The sequence below is a fragment of the Shewanella zhuhaiensis genome (assembly GCF_022484835.1).
In the GTDB taxonomy this organism is placed as follows: Bacteria; Pseudomonadota; Gammaproteobacteria; order Enterobacterales; family Shewanellaceae; genus Shewanella; species Shewanella khirikhana.
Genome location: NZ_JAKUDL010000001.1, coordinates 566542 through 584514, shown reverse-complemented (window position 1 = coordinate 584514; position 17973 = coordinate 566542). Strand labels below are relative to the sequence as shown.

Below are 17973 nucleotides of genomic sequence, written 5' to 3'. Positions count from 1 at the left end.
TAATTTAGCCCCATGATTTGTTTTGGACTTTCAGGAAAGTCTTTTGTCAGGAAGCCTCGTCTGTGTCGGCACCGGTATCTTGCTGGGCGGACACCTAAGCCCCCTCGCCCAAAACCTGATTGAACAGGCCGATGTGGTATTCAGCGGCATGTCAGACGGCTTTACCGAACTCTGGATTGAAGGGCTAGCCAAGGATACCCGCAGCCTGCAACAGCACTACGCCGACGGCAAATCCCGTAACCTCACCTACAACGAGATGGTCGATGCCATGCTCACTGAGGTGCGCTTGGGTAAAAAGGTAGTGGGCGCTTTTTATGGCCACCCCGGTATTTTCGCCAAGGCGCCCCACGAAGCCATTGCCACAGCCCGCGCCGAAGGCTTTGAGGCGCGGATGATCCCCGGCATTTCCGCCGAAGATTGCCTCTATGCGGATTTGGGGCTGGACCCCGGCAAGACCGGCTGCCAACACTTTGAAACCACCCAGTTGATGCTGTATCAGCGCCGAATCGACCCAAGCGCACTCCTGGTGCTGTGGCAACCGGCATTAGCCGGTGACCTGAGCATGGGCATTCGCCCCACCGGCAGCCCCGAGCGCGAGCTGTTAGTGGAACTCTTAAGCCTGGACTACCCGCTTAATCATGAGTGCATCCTCTACGAGGCCGCTACCACGGCGCTGCATCACACCCGAATCGAGCGCCTGCCATTAAGTGCCCTGCCCCAGGCCAGGCTTGAGCTCCACACGACTCTGGTGCTGCCTCCAAGTCAGCCGCTCAGGCCCAACAGCCAGATGCGTGCCCGGCTGCAAGCGCTGGCAAACACGCAAACACAAGGAACCCCGCAGGGCGCCACTGTACTGCCCTTTTCACGCAAAAAAGCGAACTCACCATAAGGAAGAAAGATGAATCAAGCTGTTGAAATTTTGGCAAAACTTGGCACAGATACTACTGTGTCACTCGATACTCTGCCAGCCCACATCGCCGCCATGCTCGAAGCTAAAGACATCGAAGCCCTGAAGGCCGAACTGGATGTGACACCTGACATTGTCTGCTTCTTGTTCCCCGCTGAAGATGAAGAACAGCAGGAAACTGAGCAAGAAGAGGACAAAGATACTCAAGCAAACCGGTTGAGTTATGCCATTGCTTAAATATTTACTGCTATTACTGACGGCTTGTTTATTTCAAGTCGTCAGCAACGTATCACATGCAGAGTCATGGCTTGAAAAGCTAGAAACTGCCGATGAAATACGTTCAAGTGATCCTGAAAAGTTTCAAAGCATATTGCTGGAAACCTCGGATAACCTGAGTAGCTTGTCTCCTTATGAGCGGGACTACCTGTCGTATTTACAAGCTTATGAGTTAACGTTTAAGGGTAAATTTGCACTGGGCATGGCCGCCTTTGAGACTCTCGCTAAAACAACTACCAGTGGCGAGATAAAAGTTAGATCCCTTCTGACTCTTACGAATGCATATGCAATTCAGCGACGTTGGAATGAAGGTCTGGAAACACTCGCTCAAGTGCAGTCACTTCTAGCTACGGTAAATAATTCTGAAATTAAGATTCAGGCCATTGCAACGTCAGGAATTTTTTACAACGAAATTGGCCAGTATGAGTTGGCACAAGATTATAGTGAACGATTGAAGCGGATCTCTTCTTCAGCGAGAAATGCGTGCGTTGCCGAGCAATTAATGTTTGAAGCACTTGTTAAATCACATGCACAAGATAGTGAGTTAATCGCCAAGTTCGAGAGCGGTAGTTCTCTGTGTTTATCAGCCAAAGAAAATGTAGCTTTTTCAATAATAATTCGCCTATACGCTCAATATTTGCTGGAAACACACAATCACCCCCAAGCAGCCAAATCTCTTCTTGATGAAAACGAACCGCAAGTATTAAACGCCAAATACGCCCCTGTCATTGCCATTTACCAAAGCCTGCAGGCCAAGGCCAACTGGGAGCTGGGGCAGCAGGAAAAGGCCTATCAACAGGCATTGGCAGTGAGCCAATCGCCAGCGGCGGCCAATGCGCTGGAAGCCCTTATCCGTGCCAACAAGGTGCTGTTTGACTATCACAGCAGCCGCGGCAACAGTGAGGCGGCGCTGGAGGCCTATATCAAGTATGCCGAGGCCGACAAAGCCTACCTGGACGAGGTGAAAACCAAGACTCTGGCGTTTCAGTTGGCTCAGCATCAGAGCCTGGAGCAGCAAAACAAAATTGCCCTGCTGGATGAGCAAAACAAGCTACTCAAAGTGCAACAGCAGCTCGACACCGCCGAGAGATTCAATAGCCGGTTGATGATTGGCGCACTCCTGAGTGTGATCTTGGGGCTTATTACCTGGGGTTGGCATTCTCTAAAAAATCAAAGGCGTTTGAAGCAGTTAGCCGAATACGACAGCCTGACGGGCCTCCTTAGCCGTGGCCACTTTACCCAGGTGGCGCAAAGCGCCCTCACCCATGCCCAAACCCTCAAGGCACCGGTCAGCTGTGTGCTGTTCGATGTCGACCATTTCAAGCGGATTAACGACTGTTTCGGTCATGCCACCGGCGACTGGGCATTGAAACAGGTGGCGAGCCTGTGCCGCGAACAGGTGCGGGAATTTGAGATATTTGGCCGTATTGGCGGCGAGGAGTTTTGCCTTATTCTGCCGGAATGCGACAGTGCCCATGCACGGGTGATTGCCGATAAGCTGCGCCGAACTCTGGCAAGCTGCGACACCAGCGCCAGCGGCAATGACTTTGTGCTGACGGCAAGCTTCGGCCTGACCGACTCCCAACAGGCGGGTTACTCGCTGGACCAATTGCTGGCCCAGGCCGACAGAGCCATGTACAGCGCCAAACGCGCCGGACGTAATCAGGTAAAGGCCTACAGCCGCGACCATGATGAGGCGTCTGTTGACCAGACGGACGAGGAGCAGACTCAGGCTGGCGATGCGCGAACCCAAACAAGTGCAGATGCGGAACTCGGGCACAGCCCGATACGTTGAAACAGTGAATTCAATAAGACTTAATGAATAAGACTTTGAGTACGTTAAGGATTTCATTGCCTAAGTAAAGGTACAAAAAGGCCGCTCAGTGAGCGGCCTTTGAATTTCTGCAGCAGTACTTTGCAATGTCAGTAAAAAGCGGCTTAGTCTTTAAGCAGCTCGGCAATGGTCAGCACCCCGTGGGTAGTGGCACCGGCGGCCCACAGTGCCCCTGCGCTGTCTTCGAATGAGCCGGCAAGGTCGATGTGCAGCCACTTGGCATCTTCACGCACAAAGCGCCACAGGAAACCAGCGGCGTTGGACGCACCGCCAGCACCGCCACCTTTCACAGGGCGGCTGTTGGCGGTGTCAGCATAGGCAGATGGACACATGTCTTTGTGCCATGGATCCAGTGGCAGGGGCCATACCCGCTCGGCCACAGCGCTGGCCTTGGTTTTGGCCAGCTCAAGCACGGCGGCATCGGGTGAGAAGATAGCGTTATAGTTACCGCCCACTGCCATCACGGCGGCGCCGGTCAGGGTGGCGGCATCGATAATGAAAGGTGCGCCTGTGGCAGAAGCCGCCTGTAGGCCATCGGCCAGCACCAGACGGCCCTCGGCGTCTGTGTTAACCACTTCCACGGTCACGCCGTTTTTGTAAGTGAGGATGTCACCCAGCTTATAGGCGCGGCCGCTGACCAGGTTCTCGGCGCAGCACAAAAACAGCTTCACGCGCTTGTTCAGGCCACTTTTGATTGCCAAACCCAGCGCGCCGGTAACAGTGGCGGCGCCGCCCATGTCACACTTCATGTTAAGCATGCCTTCACTGGCTTTGAGGCTATAGCCGCCCGAATCAAAAGTAATACCCTTGCCGACCAGTGCCACAGACACAGGGGCGTCATCACCCAGCGGGTTGAAGTCCAGCTCCAGCATCGCCGGTGGACGCTCGCTGCCGCGGCCAACCGCATGCACGCCAATCCACTGTTCTTCGAGAAGCTGCTCTCCTTCGATAATCCGGAAACTCACCTTGTCGCCGCCAAGCTGTTTCAGCCAATTGGCAGCCAGAGTCGCCAGCTTCACCGGCGGCAGGTTTTCCGGGGTTTCGTTGGTGAGCTGACGTACAAAGCGGGCAGCTTCCATACGCTGCTCCAGCGCATCGCGGGTGGCAGCGTCGCCGGTCCAGTCGATGCTCCAGCCAGCCTTGGCAGTCACGAAACCCTGGGCGAATTGCCACTGACGGCTCAGATCCCAGCCCTCACCGTCCAGCGCGACATTATGGATGCCCTGAGCACGCAGTTTGCGGGCCGCCATCTGGATTTGACGCAGGGTATCTGCCCCCTGCAGGTGGATACGGGCAATGTCACCTTCGAAACTGATATCGGCTTTGCCCCAGTGGGCGGCAGCGGCTTCAGAGGTGAGACAAACGCGCATTGCTTGAGTCATCTTACATCCTTCTTATGTCGTTCTTATATCGTGGTGGCGGGCAAACCGGGAGCCGCAGCGGCCATCGAGAGGGCTTGCCAAGTCTGCCAATCAGTGTACCCCATCGGCCCTCTAGCCCCAAGGGGCCAGACACAAGCGCCAAAAGGCACTGAATATGGGGTACACTCACGGCCTTGGTTTCAACTTCCCAGGACAACCCATGAAGTACCCGGCGCCGCTGACCGAGGCGACACTTATCACCCGCTATAAACGCTTCCTGGCGGATGTCACCCTGAGTGACGGCAGCCAAATTACCCTGCACTGTCCCAACACAGGTTCGATGAAAAACTGCCTCTACCCCGGCAAACGGGTGTGGTTTTCCACCTCGGATAACCCCAAACGCAAATACGCCAGCACCTGGGAACTTGCCGAAGACGATAAGGGCCATTTGATTGGCATTAACACCGGCCGAGCCAACCAACTTGCCGAAGAAGCCATTGCTACAGGTGCAATCAGCGAGCTTTGCGGTTACCAACTTATTCGCCGTGAAGTGAAGTATGGTAATGAAAACAGCCGCATAGATATTCTACTCAGCGCAGATACCAGAGCCGACTGCTACATCGAAGTAAAAAGCTGTACCCTGCTGGAAGGAGAAATGGGCTTTTTCCCTGATGCTGTGTCGGCCAGAGGCCAGAAACACCTGCGGGAGCTGATGGAAATGAAAGCCCGGGGATTTCGGGCAGTACTTTTATTTGTGGTGCAGCATCAAGGCATTAAAGCAGTGGCACCCGCCGACCACATTGATGCCAAATACGGTGACCTGCTTCGGCAAGCCATGGCGGCCGGTGTAGAAGTTCTGGCCTATGGTTGCACCATGAACAGTGAGTCGCTGCTGCTTGAGAACCCCTTGCATTTTCAACCACAAATCGTCGAAAAATAACCGTTAGAATTTGAAAAGTTCAGGATAAGCGCACATCATCAAAGAATTCGCTGAACCGTGGGTAAAAAGTTTGCCACCCCGTTGTTATTCTGATATAGATAGCGGCCGTTCTAATTGACGCCCGAACAACGCAAAGAATACAGGAGATGCGTTATGCCTGAAGGCACTAAAAAACTTGGCGTACTCGCTATCGCAGGTGTTGAGCCTTATCAGGAGCAACCTGGCGAGGAGTATATGAACGACAAGCAGATGGGCCATTTCAAGAAGATCCTTGAAGCCTGGCGTAACCAGCTGCGCGAAGAAGTCGACCGTACCCTCTCACACATGCAAGACGAAGCAGCCAACTTCCCCGACCCAGTCGACCGAGCCGCTCAGGAAGAAGAGTTCAGTCTGGAACTGCGTGCCCGCGACAGAGAACGTAAACTGATCAAGAAGATTGAAAAGACCCTGCAGAAGATTGAAGACGACGATTTCGGCTTCTGTGATTCCTGCGGTGTTGAAATCGGTATCCGCCGTCTCGAAGCCCGTCCCACTGCGGACCTGTGCATCGACTGTAAGACGCTGGCCGAAATCAAAGAAAAGCAGATGGCCGGTTAAGCTTAACCACCATGCAATTGAGCGGGGCTTAGGCCCCGCTTGGTATTTCTGCGCCTTACATCATGAGTAACACTGCATCCCCCGCGCCCATGCAATCCTCAATCTCCCCCAGCCCCTATATCGGTCGTTTCGCCCCATCGCCTTCCGGCGCGCTGCATTTTGGCTCCCTGGTCGCCGCCCTTGGCAGCTACCTGCGAGCCCGCTCGCTTGGCGGTAAGTGGCTGGTGCGGATTGAAGACATAGACCCGCCGCGGGAAGTCGCCGGTGCCGCCGATGACATTCTGCGCACCCTGGAAGCCTTTGGCCTTTGCTGGGATGACGAGCTTGTGTATCAAAGCCTGCGCACCGAGGCCTATCAGGCCAAGATCGATGCGCTGCTGGCGAGTGGCGACGCCTACTATTGCCAGTGTACCCGCAAACAAATTCAGGCCATGGGCGGCGTTTATGATGGCCGCTGTCAAACCCTTGGTCACGGCAGCGGCGCCATCCGCATCAAAAATCGCGCCCGGGTGAATCATTTTCACGATGGCTTGATGGGCGAGATTGTGGTGGCCGATGAGTTTGCCGCCGAAGACTTTATCATCAAGCGCAGCGATGGCCTCTATGCCTATCAGTTGGCGGTGGTAATGGACGATGCAGACGCCGGTATTACCGAGGTGGTGCGCGGCTGCGATCTGATTGAAGCCAGCTGCCGTCAGCTCAGTCTGTTTGCCCAGTTTGGTTTCAAGGCACCCGGCTATATTCACCTGCCACTGGCCTGCGCCGATGTGGGATTTAAGCTGTCAAAACAAAACCATGCCACGCCTGTTGATAAGGCCGCACCCATGCCGGCACTGCGCGCGGCGCTGGCATTTTTGGGGCAAAAGGTGCCGGATGCTTCCAGCCCTGACAGCCTGCTGGCACAGGCGGTATTGGCGTTTTCCCTCGACCGCATCCCAACTCAGCGCGAAATCCTGATTGGCAGCGGCAGCTAAGGCGGCGGCACACTGTCAATTGACCCCATTTGGGGTTATCATAGCCGCCAGATTTTTAACCCCTAGTTAAGCTCAAGAGGTGTACCATTTTTCGCCGTATCACTCAGTTCTGTAAGCAACTGTTCACCGAGGGTGAGCAGCATCCAACGACAGAATCGATTCAGCAGGGTGCCGACCAGGCACAAGGCCTGAGTCTGAGCATCACGCCCCGAAATGCCCACACCATCTCGCGCAAGAACATCAGTGAAAATGCGCTCAAGGTGCTCTATCGCCTGCACAAAGCCGGCTACCAGGCCTTTTTGGTTGGCGGCGGTGTCCGCGACCTGCTGCTGGGCATGGAACCCAAAGACTTCGACGTGGTGACCAACGCCACCCCGGAAGACATCAAAAAATTGTTCCGCAACTGCCGCCTGGTCGGTCGTCGTTTCCGTTTGGCCCATATTGTGTTTGGCCGTGACGTGATTGAAGTTGCCACCTTCCGTGGCCACCACTCCGACGAAGCGGGCGACAAGATTTCCAAGGCCAATGCTGAAGGACGCCTGCTGCGTGACAATGTCTACGGCAGCATCGATGAAGATGCTGAGCGCCGCGACTTCACCGTTAACGCCCTCTACTACGACATCAGCGACTACTCTATCCGCAGCTATGGCGGCGGCATGGAAGATCTCAACGATGGCGTGCTGCGTCTGATTGGCGACCCAGAAACCCGTTACCGCGAAGATCCGGTGCGGATGATCCGCGCCGTGCGCTTTGCCACCAAGCTGGGGATGCGGATTGAAGAAGTGACAGCTGCACCTATCCGTAAGCTGGCTCCGCTGCTCAAAGACATTCCCGCTGCGCGCATGTACGAAGAAGTGCTCAAGCTGTTCTTCGCCGGCAAGGCCCAGGCGAACCTGCAAATGATGCAGGAATACAACCTGTTTGCGCCGCTGTTCCCGCTGCTGGACGACATGATGCGCGAAGCGCCCAAGGGTGACTGCGCCCGCATGGCAACGCTGGTCATGCGCAGCACTGATCTTAGGGTTATGGAAGACAAACCCGTGACTCCGGCCTTCTTCTACGCTGCGCTCTTGTGGTATCCGCTTAAGCGCCGCGCCGAAGAAATTGCCCACGAGAGCGGTCTGAGCCTCTATGACGCCTACTTCGCCGCCATGGGTGATGTGCTCGAACAGCAGTGTCAGTCCATTGCGATCCCTAAGCGTTTCAGCGTGCCTGCCCGTGATATCTGGCAGTTGCAACTGAGATTCGAGCGCAGCCAGGGCACCCGTGCCTTTAAGCTGATGGAAAATCCGAAGTTCCGCGCCGCCTACGATCTCTTGCTGATGCGCGCCGAAATTGAAGGCGGCAGCCTGAAGAAATCCGCTCAATGGTGGCAGAACTTTGTGGAAGCCTCCGACGATGAGCGCGGCGACATCGCCCGCAGCGGCGCCAAGTCTGATGCGCCACGTAACCGCAAGCGCCGGGTGCGCCGTCGCCCCCGCAGCGAAGGCGGCAAGGGCGAAGGTTCAAAAGCCCAGCACAGCGGCAGCGAGGCATGACCAAGGTTTTCGTGGCCCTCGGCGCCAACCTCGCCGAGCCCGTGAGCCAATTAAACAGGGCCTGTGAGGCCCTGTTGTCTTTAGCTGCGCCGGACAGTTTTGCTGTGTCGCCCTATTACGCCAGTAAGCCAATGGGCGAAGTGGTTCAGCCTGACTATGTCAATGCCGTGGCAAGTTTCGATACCGAGCTTACGCCACTGGCACTGCTGGACGCCCTGCAAGCGATTGAGTCGCAGCAGGGCCGCGAGCGTCTGATTCGTTGGGGCGCCCGTACCCTGGATCTGGATTTACTGCTGTATGGCGATATGGTGATGCACAGTGAACGTCTCACCCTGCCCCATTACGGCATGAAAGCGCGCAGTTTTGTGCTGGTACCGCTTGCCGATCTCGACCCCGGGCTGATCCTGCCCTGCAACACCGCTGTCAGCGACCTCATCACGGCTTCAATGCGCGATGAACTTCAACCATTGGCCAGCGAAGATTGAAGTCCGACCTCAGTTGGCTTATAACTCCACTTCTCTACCGTTGTTAAGAAAGAAGATTATGTCCAAAGTCACCACCGCAACCCTGTTGAAGTTCAAGCAGGAAGGGAAAAAGTTCACGGCACTGACCGCCTACGACGCCAGCTTTGCCGGCGCCTTCGACAGCGAAGGCATCGACGTGCTGCTGGTTGGCGACTCGCTGGGCATGGTGCTTCAGGGCCACAGCGACACCCTGCCAGTAACCGTTGAGGATATTGCCTATCACACCCGCTGTGTGCGTCGTGGCATTGAGCGGGCACTCCTGATAGCCGACATGCCTTTTATGAGTTACGCCACTCCTGAGCAGACCATGACCACCGCCACAGTGCTGATGCAGGCCGGTGCCAATATGGTCAAACTGGAAGGCGGCGAGTGGCTGCTGGAAAGCGTGAAAATGCTGACCGAGCGCGGCGTGCCCGTGTGTGCTCACATTGGCCTCACTCCCCAGTCGGTGCATGTATTTGGTGGCTTTAAGGTACAGGGCCGCGATGCCGACAACGCCCAGCGCATTCTGAACGAAGCCAAGGCGCTCGAAGCCGCCGGTGCCCAACTGCTGGTAATCGAATGTATTCCTGCTTCTCTGGCCAAAACCATCAGCGAAGCCCTGACCATTCCGGTCATAGGTATTGGCGCAGGCAAGGATACCGACGGCCAGATCCTGGTAATGCACGATGTGCTTGGGATCTCCAGCGGCTACATTCCTCGCTTCTCCAAGAATTACCTCAAGCAGACCGGCGAAATCCGCGCCGCCGTGCGCGCCTATGTCGACGAAGTCGACAACGGCAGCTTCCCCGGTCCAGAACACACTTTCAACTGAGCCCAAGATGTACACAACCGCAGTAATCGCTGAAATCCGTGCCCAGGTGCGCGCCTGGCGCGCCAAAGGGGAAACCGTGGCCTTTGTGCCAACCATGGGTAACCTCCATGCCGGTCACATCACCCTGGTAAAAGAGGCCAAGCGCCGCGCCGACCATGTGGTGGCCTCCATCTTCGTTAACCCCATGCAGTTTGGCAAAAACGAAGATCTGGATGCGTATCCGCGCACCCTGGCCGACGATCAGGCCGGCCTTATCAGCGCAGGCTGTGAGCTGCTGTTTACCCCAACGCCGGACATCATCTATCCCAAAGGGCTGGACGCTCAAACCTTTGTGGAAGTTCCGGGTATTTCAGATGAGCTGTGCGGCGCCAGCCGCCCTGGGCATTTCCGCGGTGTGGCGACGATTGTGCTTAAGCTGTTCAACATAGTGCAGCCCGATATCGCCCTGTTTGGTCGCAAAGACTTCCAGCAACTGCTGGTGATCCGCACCATGGTGGAAGACCTGTCGCTACCGCTGGAGATCATTGGCGTTGAGACAGTGCGCGAGCCAAGTGGCCTGGCCATGAGCTCACGCAATGGCTATCTGAGTGCCGATGAAAAGCATCGCGCAGCTGCGCTCAAGGCCGCGCTGGATACCCTTGCAAGCCAGATTAGCAGCGGTGGTCAGATTAGCGAGGCCATTGATGGCGCCAATCAGCGTCTGATAGATGCCGGTTTCCGTCCGGACTATCTGGAAGTTCGCAGTGCCACTACCCTGGCCCCTGCCACCGATGCCGATAAAGAACTGGTGGTGCTTGCCGCCGCTTACATGGGCAAGGCCAGGCTGATTGATAATCTGGTGTTTAGCCGCTGATGGCGGCAGCAACTTAAGCAAAGGGAGCCTGGCTCCCTTTTTTGTTGCCTTTTTCAGCAAACCATTCCAATTACGCAACAAGTGTATACATTTTCTGGATATTTCGGTCGTCATACGTCATATTATTGACAGCTGTGCCCGGTTTATGACGGACGATGTCGGGTGCTATTTTCACACCAATATCAAAAGGATGTGCCATCAATGCGAGCCCTTGCCCTGTGTTTGCTATTTGCCCTGCCGCTGTCGGCCTCAGGGGCTGATACCATCTACAAGTGCATCAAAGGCGACCGGGTGGTGTATTCCCAGTCTGTGTGCCCCACCGAATACAATCAGCGCGAGCTGGAATTTGAACTGGGCCTGACCCGCGAAGTCGACTCAGACCGCCTCAAAGATCCCGACGACCCCCTGATGGCGCTGATGAGTGGCAAAACCATCTCCACCGAAAAACTGTTGCTGCTTATCGACGGCGAAATTTACCGCCTCAAGCAGGAAAACAGCTACATCGAGATTCTGCGTACCAGTGAAAAACAAAAGCTCGACCGCAAGCGCTTCTGGCGCGGCGCGCCTGAGAACGACCCTGAGTTTTTAAAAGACGTGGATGAGATGAATCAGCGCTTCAATGAAATGAAGACCAATAACGAAGGCACAATTACCATGCTCAAAGAGCGGCGCCAGCAGGTTGCTGACGCCGAGAAAGAAAACGCCAAACCCTGATTAACTTCTAAGGCCTATACCTCTGGAAATCAGGTAATAGGCCAGATACCAAAGCCCCGCGCAAAAGCCCAGCATCACCCCGAACGACAGCCACAGACTCAAATCAGCCGTGCCCAGAAAGCCGTAGCGGAACAGGTTTATCATATAAACCACCGGGTTCAGCGCAGAGACGCCGCGCCAGAAGTCAGGCAGCAGAGACAGCGAATAGAATACCCCGCCAAGGTAGGTCAGCGGCGTCAGCACGAAGGTCGGAATAATGCTGATGTCATCAAAGCTCTTGGCAAACACGGCGTTGATAAGGCCGCCGAGGGCAAAAAGCACCGAGGTCATAAACACTGTCACTGCCACCAGCCCCAGATGCTGCACGCTTAAATCCACAAAGCACATGGCCACCAGGGTCACGATAAAGCCCACACACAGACCGCGGGCCACACCGCCGCCTACATAGCCCGCAATCATTACATAATGGGGCACGGGCGCGACGATAAGCTCTTCGAGGTTGCGCTGAAACTTGGCGCTGAAAAAGCTTGAGGCCACGTTGGAGTAGGAGTTGGTGATCACCGACATCATGATAAGACCTGGCGCGATAAACTCCATGTAGCTTACGCCGCCCATCTCGCCGATACGGCTGCCCACCAGATTGCCAAAAATCAGAAAATACAATGTCATGGTGATGGCGGGCGGCACCAGAGTTTGCACCCAAATGCGGGTGAAACGGGTGATTTCCTTGATAAGGATACTTTTGAATGCGGTCAGGTACAGCGCCTTCATGATACGGCTTTCTCCCCTTGTTGCTGGCTCTGATTTTGAACGCCTGGGGAAGGCTTGTTTTTGGCGCCTTCCACCAGCGCTACGAACAGCTCTTCGAGGCGATTGGCCTTGTTGCGCATCGACAGCACTTCTATGCCCTGGGCCGACAGCTGGGCAAACAGCTGATTAAGGCTGTGCTCCTTGGCAATATCCACTTCCAGGCTATGAACATCGGTGACACGGCACTGAATGCCATCAAGGGCGGGGGCAGCCTTAAGCTCCTGACGGATATCCAGCACAAAGGTTTCCATGTTCAGCTTGGACAGCAGCTTTTTCATGCTGGTGCACTCCACCAGCTCACCCTTGTCGATGATGCCGATATTGCGGCACAGCATCTCGGCTTCTTCCAGATAGTGGGTGGTGAGGATAATGGTCACGCCCTGGCGATTAAGCTCAGTCAAAAAGCTCCACATGGAGCGGCGCAGCTCAATGTCCACCCCGGCGGTGGGCTCATCCAGGATCAGCAGCTTGGGTTCGTGCATCAGCGCGCGGGCAATCATCAGTCGCCGCTTCATACCGCCTGAAAGCTGACGGGATGGGCTGTTACGCTTCTCCCACAAATCCAGTGCAGTAAGGTATTTCTCGGCGCGCTCCAGCGCCAGCGGGCGGCTCACACCATAGTAACCGGCCTGATTGACCACAATTTGCAGCACGGTTTCAAACTGGTTGAAGTTAAACTCCTGCGGCACCAGACCAATGCAGAGTTTGGCGGCTTCGAGTTCGCTGTCGAGATCGTGGCCAAATACCTGCACCTTGCCGGCACTCTTGTGTACCAGCGAGCTGATAATGCCTATGGTGGTGGACTTGCCAGCCCCATTGGGGCCAAGCAGAGCGAAAAAGTCGCCTTGGGCAACCTCCAGGCTGATGCCCTTCACGGCTTCAACGCCGCCTTTGTAGGTTTTTTTAAGCCCCGCAATGGCAAGCGCGGCTGGTGTGTCTGTCATCTTTATCCCCCAACAACAGGCTTAAACCAATTCAATTGAAACAAAAACGGGGGCCAAGCCCCCGAACTGCAACCGCACAAATGTTATTCCAGTGGGATTACTTTGGCGATATAAGGCAGATTGCGATACTGCTCAGCATAGTCGATGCCGTAACCCACAATAAACTCGTCCGGAATGGTAAAGCCGACGAAATCCACGTGTACATCCACTTCGCGGCGCTCGGGCTTATCGAGCAGGGTACAGAGCGCCAGGCTCTTTGGCTCGCGTACCATCAGCAGCTCTCGTACCTTGGACAGGGTGTTACCCGAGTCAATCAGATCTTCCACGATCAGCACATCGCGACCGGCGATATCTGACTGCACATCCTTGAGGATTTTCACGTCACGTGAGCTGGACATGGCATTGCCGTAGCTGGAAACGCACATAAAGTCGATTTCCACGTGGCCATGAATACGGCGACACAGATCTGCCATAAAGACCGCAGAGCCCTTGAGCAGGCCTACCATCAGCAGGCGTTCGCTGTTTTGGTAATGAGCGTTAATACGCTCGGCCAGTTCATTGAGTTTTTGGTCAATCTCGGCGGCCGAGATCATCTCTTCGATGGTGTGTTTCATAATACTCTCAATTATCAGATGCTTGTGTGGCACCTTCGCCACCATAGCCCCAGCGGTTGGTCAGGCTGTGGTCTATGCCCAAATGGTCAAGTATGCGTGCGACGAGGAAGTCTACCAGATCCTGCACCGATTTGGGATTGTGGTAAAAGCCGGGCGCTGCCGGCATCACCACGGCGCCAAGCTGGGTCAGCTTTAACATATGCTCAAGATGGATGGCATTAAAGGGGGTTTCCCTCGGCACCAAGAGCAGCTTGCCGCGCTCCTTAAGCACCACATCAGCAGCTCTTTCCAGCAAATTATTGCTCATGCCGGTAGCCACGGCGGCCAGTGTGCCGGTGGAGCAGGGGCAAATCACCATCTGTTTGGGTGCGGCCGACCCCGACGCCGGCGGCGAGAACCACTCATCCTTGCCAAGCACTATCAGCTCACCGGCCTCAGAGCCGATAAAGCTGCGGATCTGCGCCTCGGCCTTTTTGCCATCGGCCGACAGTTTCAGCCCTTCTTCCGTGGCAAACACCACCCGGGCGGCGCTGGAGATCATCAGAAATACCCGATAATCGGCCTCGAGCAGACATTTGAGCAGCGTCAAACCATAGGGCGCACCAGAGGCGCCGGTCCAGGCCAGGCTGATGCTGTTTTTCTTGGGTGTGAGCGGCGCACTCATGGATCGTCCTCTTAAACCTTATCCAGCGTCTCAGCGATAACCTGTTTCAGCTTGCCATGAATACCGCCAAAGCCGCCGTTACTCATGACCACCAGATGATCGCCCGGACGTACCTCTGCGGCCAATTTGGCCACCAGAGTATCAATATCATAGTCCACATCCACCGGCAGCGGCGCAGCGTCCATGGCCTGACGGATATCCCAGTCGATATTGTCGGCCTGATACAAAAATGCCTTGTCAGCCAGGGTCATGGAACGAGCCAGGGTATCCTTGTGCACGCCGCGCTTCATGGTATTGGAACGTGGCTCCAGCACCACCAGAATACGGGCATTGCCGACCTTGGCTCTAAGGCCCTTCAAGGTGGTTTCAATGGCCGTGGGATGATGGGCAAAATCATCGTACAGGCTTACACCGGCCACCTCGCCCAGAAGCTCCAGACGGCGCTTGGGCGGGGCAAATGCACTGAGCGCCTCAATGGCAGCGGCAGGCTGCACGCCAACATGACGCGCGGCCGCAATGGCCATAACGGCGTTTTCCATGTTGTGGGCACCGATAAGCTGCCAGTCCAGTACGCCCTGTACTTGTGCGCCAAACAGCACCTCAAACTCGTGGCCATCTGCCGCAAGGGGACGCACCGACCAGTCGGCGCCATCGTTGTGGCTGAAAGTCTCCTGCTCGCTCCACAGGCCCCTGTCGATCACCTCGGCCACCGCCTTGCTGTCTTTGGGCCAAATAACCTTGCCGGTTCCGGGCACGGTACGAATGACATGATTGAACTGGCGCTGAATATCGGCCAGGGAGTCGAAGATATCGGCGTGGTCAAACTCGAGGTTATTAATCACCAGAGTGCGCGGCTGATAGTGCACAAACTTGGAGCGCTTGTCGAAAAAGGCGCTGTCGTACTCGTCGGCCTCTACCACAAAGAAGGGCGAGTTACCGAGCCGCGCCGACACCCCGAAGTTTTGCGGCACGCCGCCAATCAGGAAGCCCGGCTCATAGCCACAGGATTCCAGAATCCAGGCCAGCATGCTGGAGGTCGAAGTTTTGCCGTGGGTGCCGGATACCGCGAGAACCCAGCGCCCCGGCAGAATATGATCGCGCAGAAACTGTGGCCCTGAGGTATAGGCAAGGCCCTTATCCAGCACGGCTTCCACACAGGGATTGCCGCGGCTCATGGCGTTGCCTATCACCACCAGGTCCGGCGCAGGTTCCAACTGAGAAGGGTCAAAACCCTGAATTAAATCAATGCCCTGCTCTTCAAGCTGGGTGCTCATTGGCGGGTAGACGTTGGCATCCGAACCCGTGACCCTGTGGCCCATAGCCCGTGCCAGCAGCGCCAGGCCGCCCATAAAGGTTCCGCAAATTCCGAGAATGTGTACGTGCATAGATACTGTCCATAGCGGCCTTAAGGCCCAACGCAATGAAAAATCAGCGTCATTGTACAGACCCGAACCGGCAAAGGCGAAACTTGTCGCCAGAAATGCCGCCCACCTCGCCAACGCCCAGAATCACAACCCCAAGCCAACGGCTTTCCCATATGGTCATATCCTGTTCCCCAAATCGGGAAACCTCTGGCTCATACAAACCCTAACAAACTGTTTTATTGGTAAATATTTTTTGGCATAGCTTTTGTCTTTGTTTGACTCTATTCAAATGAAAAGGAACCTTCATGAAAGTCATCTTGCCCCTGCTACTGATAGCCTCCGCAGCCAGCACTACCCTACTACCGATTAACGCTTTGGCCACAGAACTCCAAAAACACTCCACCTCAGAAGGCATCAATCTGTGGACCGATGGCACAGGAGACAGCGAGCAGCTGAGCCATGATTTGCAGCAAGCAAGAACCAGCTTTGCCAAATACCTTATTGAGCCAACGCCTCTGAATGTGGTTTTGGTGAAAGACGGTGCGGCCCTGTTGAACCTTAAGAAAACCTCCGAAAACACCACCACGGTTTTGCATCTCACCGGGGAGACGCTGATGGTCAAACCGGACCGGCAGTCGCAGGTAGTTCGCCATGAGGCCTGCCATGTTATGGCCATAAATGGCTGGGTGCAGGCGGGGCTGGCAAAGGGAGAAACCCAAGGTCTGGCTTATGGTCATCCCAAGGTTGCCGACTGGCTGGATGAAACCCTGGCGGTCATGTGCGAACCCGAAAACAGTCGCCTGCAAGAGGAGTTCAGCCCCATCCCCCTGGAGCAATTTATGGCAATGCCCCATCCGGTCATGGCGCAGATGCAGCAACAAATACTAGCCATGCAACAACAAGCGAAGCAACAACAGGCAGCAGGTGAAAAAAGCCCCATGGTGATGGTGCTTAAGGAGCAAAAGACCATCGACCACGCGGTGGACTTCTATATACAAAGTGCCTGGATAAGGGAGTTCATTCTGGCAGAGCTGGGGAGTTCGGGCCTCAAATCCCTTTACCTTGCCGTGGCACAAGGGCAGGACCCAGCCGAGTATTTAAAGGCAGCCATGAATGCTGACAATTGGCGACATCTGGACCAGAGATTCCACACTTTTCTCATCGATAAGGCCAGACTTAGCAGCACCAAGCCTCAAGACGCGAGCTGCAACCGGCACTCTGATCTCAAGCCGCCCTCAGCGTAGCTGCGACACGAATGGGGTGACATAGTGACGGCAATGCCGTCAAAAGATTCCCCCCTGAGCGTATGTTCAGTACGTGATGGGGTGAAATCTTGCAGACAAAACAGTCCGATATCCGAGTGGCGGGTAATACTCAGCACAGTGATCGCGGCTGTGGCAAAGCTGTCAAAAGATTTCAGCCCCTGAGCGTACGTTCAGTACGTGATGGTGAAATCTTGCAGACAATTCCGACACACTCGTCGTCAACGGGAAAACGTCAGCACAGTGATTGGTGTTTTTGGCAAAGCCGCCGAGCGGCGACAGACCTGAGCGTAGTAGCGCTACGTGATGGGATGCGCAGTGACGGCAATACCGCCAAAACGCCAATCACGAAGCTAAGATCAGTAGTCGAAACCGGGCTGGGCTTTCACGCCAGCCTCAAACGCATGCCTCACACACTCAATCTCGCTCACGGTATCGGCAAGCTCCAGTAGCTGCCGATGGCAATTGCGACCTGTCACTACGACATGCTGCATGGGCGGACGGCTTTTAAGGGCGCTGAGCACCCGCTCCAGATCCAGATAGTGGTAACTGAGCATATAGGTGAGCTCATCCAGCAGGATAAGGTCGATGCGCTCGTCTTTAAGCCAAATCTCGGCCTGTGCCCAGGCCTTTTCGGCCGCCTGGGTATCGGTTTCGCGGTTTTGAGTATCCCAGGTAAAGCCGGTGGCCATCACTTCGAAAGGCACGCCTGCGCCTTCGAGCAACTTACGCTCACCGCAGTCCCAGTTGCCCTTGATAAATTGCACTACAGCCGCCTGTTTGCCATGGCCAACAGCGCGGGCAACAGTACCGAAACCAGCGGTGGTCTTGCCCTTGCCGTTGCCAGTAATCACCATCAGCACGCCTTTCTCTATGTTGGCGGCGGCTACCTTGGCGTCCACGGCCTCTTTCACCTTCTGCTGGCGAGCCTTATGGCGTTCATCTCCACGGGCCTTGGCGTTGTTGTCGGTCATGCTGTTTCC

19 protein-coding genes are annotated in these 17973 nt (G+C 55.5%); 12 read left to right on the top strand and 7 right to left on the bottom strand.

What is annotated here, in order from left to right:
• The first annotated feature begins 43 nt into the window (after positions 1–43).
• From MJ923_RS02485 to MJ923_RS02475, 3 genes are read left to right on the top strand one after another with little or no spacing between them, the layout of a single operon-like run.
• Complete coding sequence (locus MJ923_RS02485; protein WP_240589773.1) at positions 44–889, top strand: SAM-dependent methyltransferase; 846 nt, start codon at positions 44–46, stop codon at positions 887–889.
• A 9-nt stretch (positions 890–898) separates the two neighbouring features.
• Positions 899–1144 (top strand): hypothetical protein, encoded by a 246-nt coding sequence (locus MJ923_RS02480; RefSeq protein WP_240589772.1) that lies wholly within the window; start codon positions 899–901, stop codon positions 1142–1144.
• The gene (locus tag MJ923_RS02475; RefSeq protein WP_240589771.1) at positions 1131–2978 is read left to right on the top strand and encodes a GGDEF domain-containing protein; all 1848 of its coding nucleotides are present in this window, start codon (positions 1131–1133) and stop codon (positions 2976–2978) included. Before MJ923_RS02480 ends, MJ923_RS02475 begins: the two co-directional genes overlap by 14 nt.
• A gap of 143 nt (positions 2979–3121) precedes the next feature.
• On the opposite strand, the gene pepB is transcribed toward MJ923_RS02475, so the two are convergent.
• The gene (gene pepB / locus MJ923_RS02470; RefSeq protein WP_240589770.1) at positions 3122–4399 is read right to left on the bottom strand and encodes an aminopeptidase PepB; all 1278 of its coding nucleotides are present in this window, start codon (positions 4397–4399) and stop codon (positions 3122–3124) included.
• A gap of 199 nt (positions 4400–4598) precedes the next feature.
• Between pepB and sfsA the strand changes: the two genes are divergently transcribed.
• From sfsA to MJ923_RS02430, 8 genes are all read left to right on the top strand, one after another.
• Positions 4599–5318, top strand: coding sequence for a DNA/RNA nuclease SfsA (sfsA, locus tag MJ923_RS02465; protein WP_240590234.1), 720 nt, complete (start codon positions 4599–4601; stop codon positions 5316–5318).
• Between the two features lie 153 nt (positions 5319–5471).
• Positions 5472–5915 carry an RNA polymerase-binding protein DksA gene (gene dksA, locus MJ923_RS02460; RefSeq protein ID WP_126165917.1) on the top strand — a complete coding sequence of 148 codons (444 nt, stop codon included), beginning with the start codon at positions 5472–5474 and terminating at the stop codon, positions 5913–5915.
• A gap of 89 nt (positions 5916–6004) precedes the next feature.
• A complete protein-coding gene (gene gluQRS, locus MJ923_RS02455; protein ID WP_420854404.1) occupies positions 6005–6889 on the top strand; it encodes a tRNA glutamyl-Q(34) synthetase GluQRS in 885 nt (294 codons plus the stop codon).
• Positions 6890–7149: 260 nt separating this feature from the next.
• Positions 7150–8427 carry a polynucleotide adenylyltransferase PcnB gene (locus MJ923_RS02450; protein WP_338092211.1) on the top strand — a complete coding sequence of 426 codons (1278 nt, stop codon included), beginning with the start codon at positions 7150–7152 and terminating at the stop codon, positions 8425–8427.
• Entirely contained in the window at positions 8424–8912 is a 489-nt protein-coding gene (folK, locus tag MJ923_RS02445; protein ID WP_240589768.1) for a 2-amino-4-hydroxy-6-hydroxymethyldihydropteridine diphosphokinase, read from the top strand. Before MJ923_RS02450 ends, folK begins: the two co-directional genes overlap by 4 nt.
• Before the next feature lie 58 nt (positions 8913–8970).
• Complete coding sequence (gene panB, locus MJ923_RS02440; protein ID WP_240589767.1) at positions 8971–9765, top strand: 3-methyl-2-oxobutanoate hydroxymethyltransferase; 795 nt, start codon at positions 8971–8973, stop codon at positions 9763–9765.
• A 7-nt stretch (positions 9766–9772) separates the two neighbouring features.
• Positions 9773–10618, top strand: a complete 846-nt coding sequence (panC, locus tag MJ923_RS02435; RefSeq protein ID WP_240589766.1) for a pantoate--beta-alanine ligase — start codon at positions 9773–9775, stop codon at positions 10616–10618.
• Between the two features lie 201 nt (positions 10619–10819).
• Entirely contained in the window at positions 10820–11332 is a 513-nt protein-coding gene (locus MJ923_RS02430; protein ID WP_240589765.1) for a DUF4124 domain-containing protein, read from the top strand.
• Here the strand turns inward: MJ923_RS02430 and MJ923_RS02425 are convergent, their stop codons facing one another.
• From MJ923_RS02425 to mpl, 5 genes are all read right to left on the bottom strand, one after another.
• Positions 11333–12103, bottom strand: coding sequence for an ABC transporter permease (locus tag MJ923_RS02425; RefSeq protein WP_126165910.1), 771 nt, complete (start codon positions 12101–12103; stop codon positions 11333–11335).
• Positions 12100–13086, bottom strand: a complete 987-nt coding sequence (locus MJ923_RS02420; RefSeq protein ID WP_240589764.1) for an ABC transporter ATP-binding protein — start codon at positions 13084–13086, stop codon at positions 12100–12102. Before MJ923_RS02420 ends, MJ923_RS02425 begins: the two co-directional genes overlap by 4 nt.
• Before the next feature lie 83 nt (positions 13087–13169).
• Positions 13170–13700: a hypoxanthine phosphoribosyltransferase gene (hpt, locus tag MJ923_RS02415; RefSeq protein WP_126165908.1), complete on the bottom strand. Its 531-nt coding sequence runs from the start codon at positions 13698–13700 to the stop codon at positions 13170–13172.
• A 7-nt stretch (positions 13701–13707) separates the two neighbouring features.
• Positions 13708–14364, bottom strand: coding sequence for a flavin prenyltransferase UbiX (locus tag MJ923_RS02410; RefSeq protein ID WP_240589763.1), 657 nt, complete (start codon positions 14362–14364; stop codon positions 13708–13710).
• An 11-nt stretch (positions 14365–14375) separates the two neighbouring features.
• Complete coding sequence (mpl, locus tag MJ923_RS02405) at positions 14376–15749, bottom strand: UDP-N-acetylmuramate:L-alanyl-gamma-D-glutamyl-meso-diaminopimelate ligase (protein ID WP_240589762.1); 1374 nt, start codon at positions 15747–15749, stop codon at positions 14376–14378.
• 284 nt (positions 15750–16033) lie between these two features.
• On the opposite strand from mpl, the gene MJ923_RS02400 reads away from it, so the two are divergent.
• A complete protein-coding gene (locus MJ923_RS02400) occupies positions 16034–16972 on the top strand; it encodes a hypothetical protein (RefSeq protein ID WP_240589761.1) in 939 nt (312 codons plus the stop codon).
• A gap of 377 nt (positions 16973–17349) precedes the next feature.
• Here MJ923_RS02400 and cobO read toward each other — a convergent pair whose 3' ends face one another.
• Positions 17350–17964 carry a cob(I)yrinic acid a,c-diamide adenosyltransferase gene (cobO, locus tag MJ923_RS02395; RefSeq protein WP_240589760.1) on the bottom strand — a complete coding sequence of 205 codons (615 nt, stop codon included), beginning with the start codon at positions 17962–17964 and terminating at the stop codon, positions 17350–17352.
• Between the last annotated feature and the right edge of the window lie 9 nt (positions 17965–17973).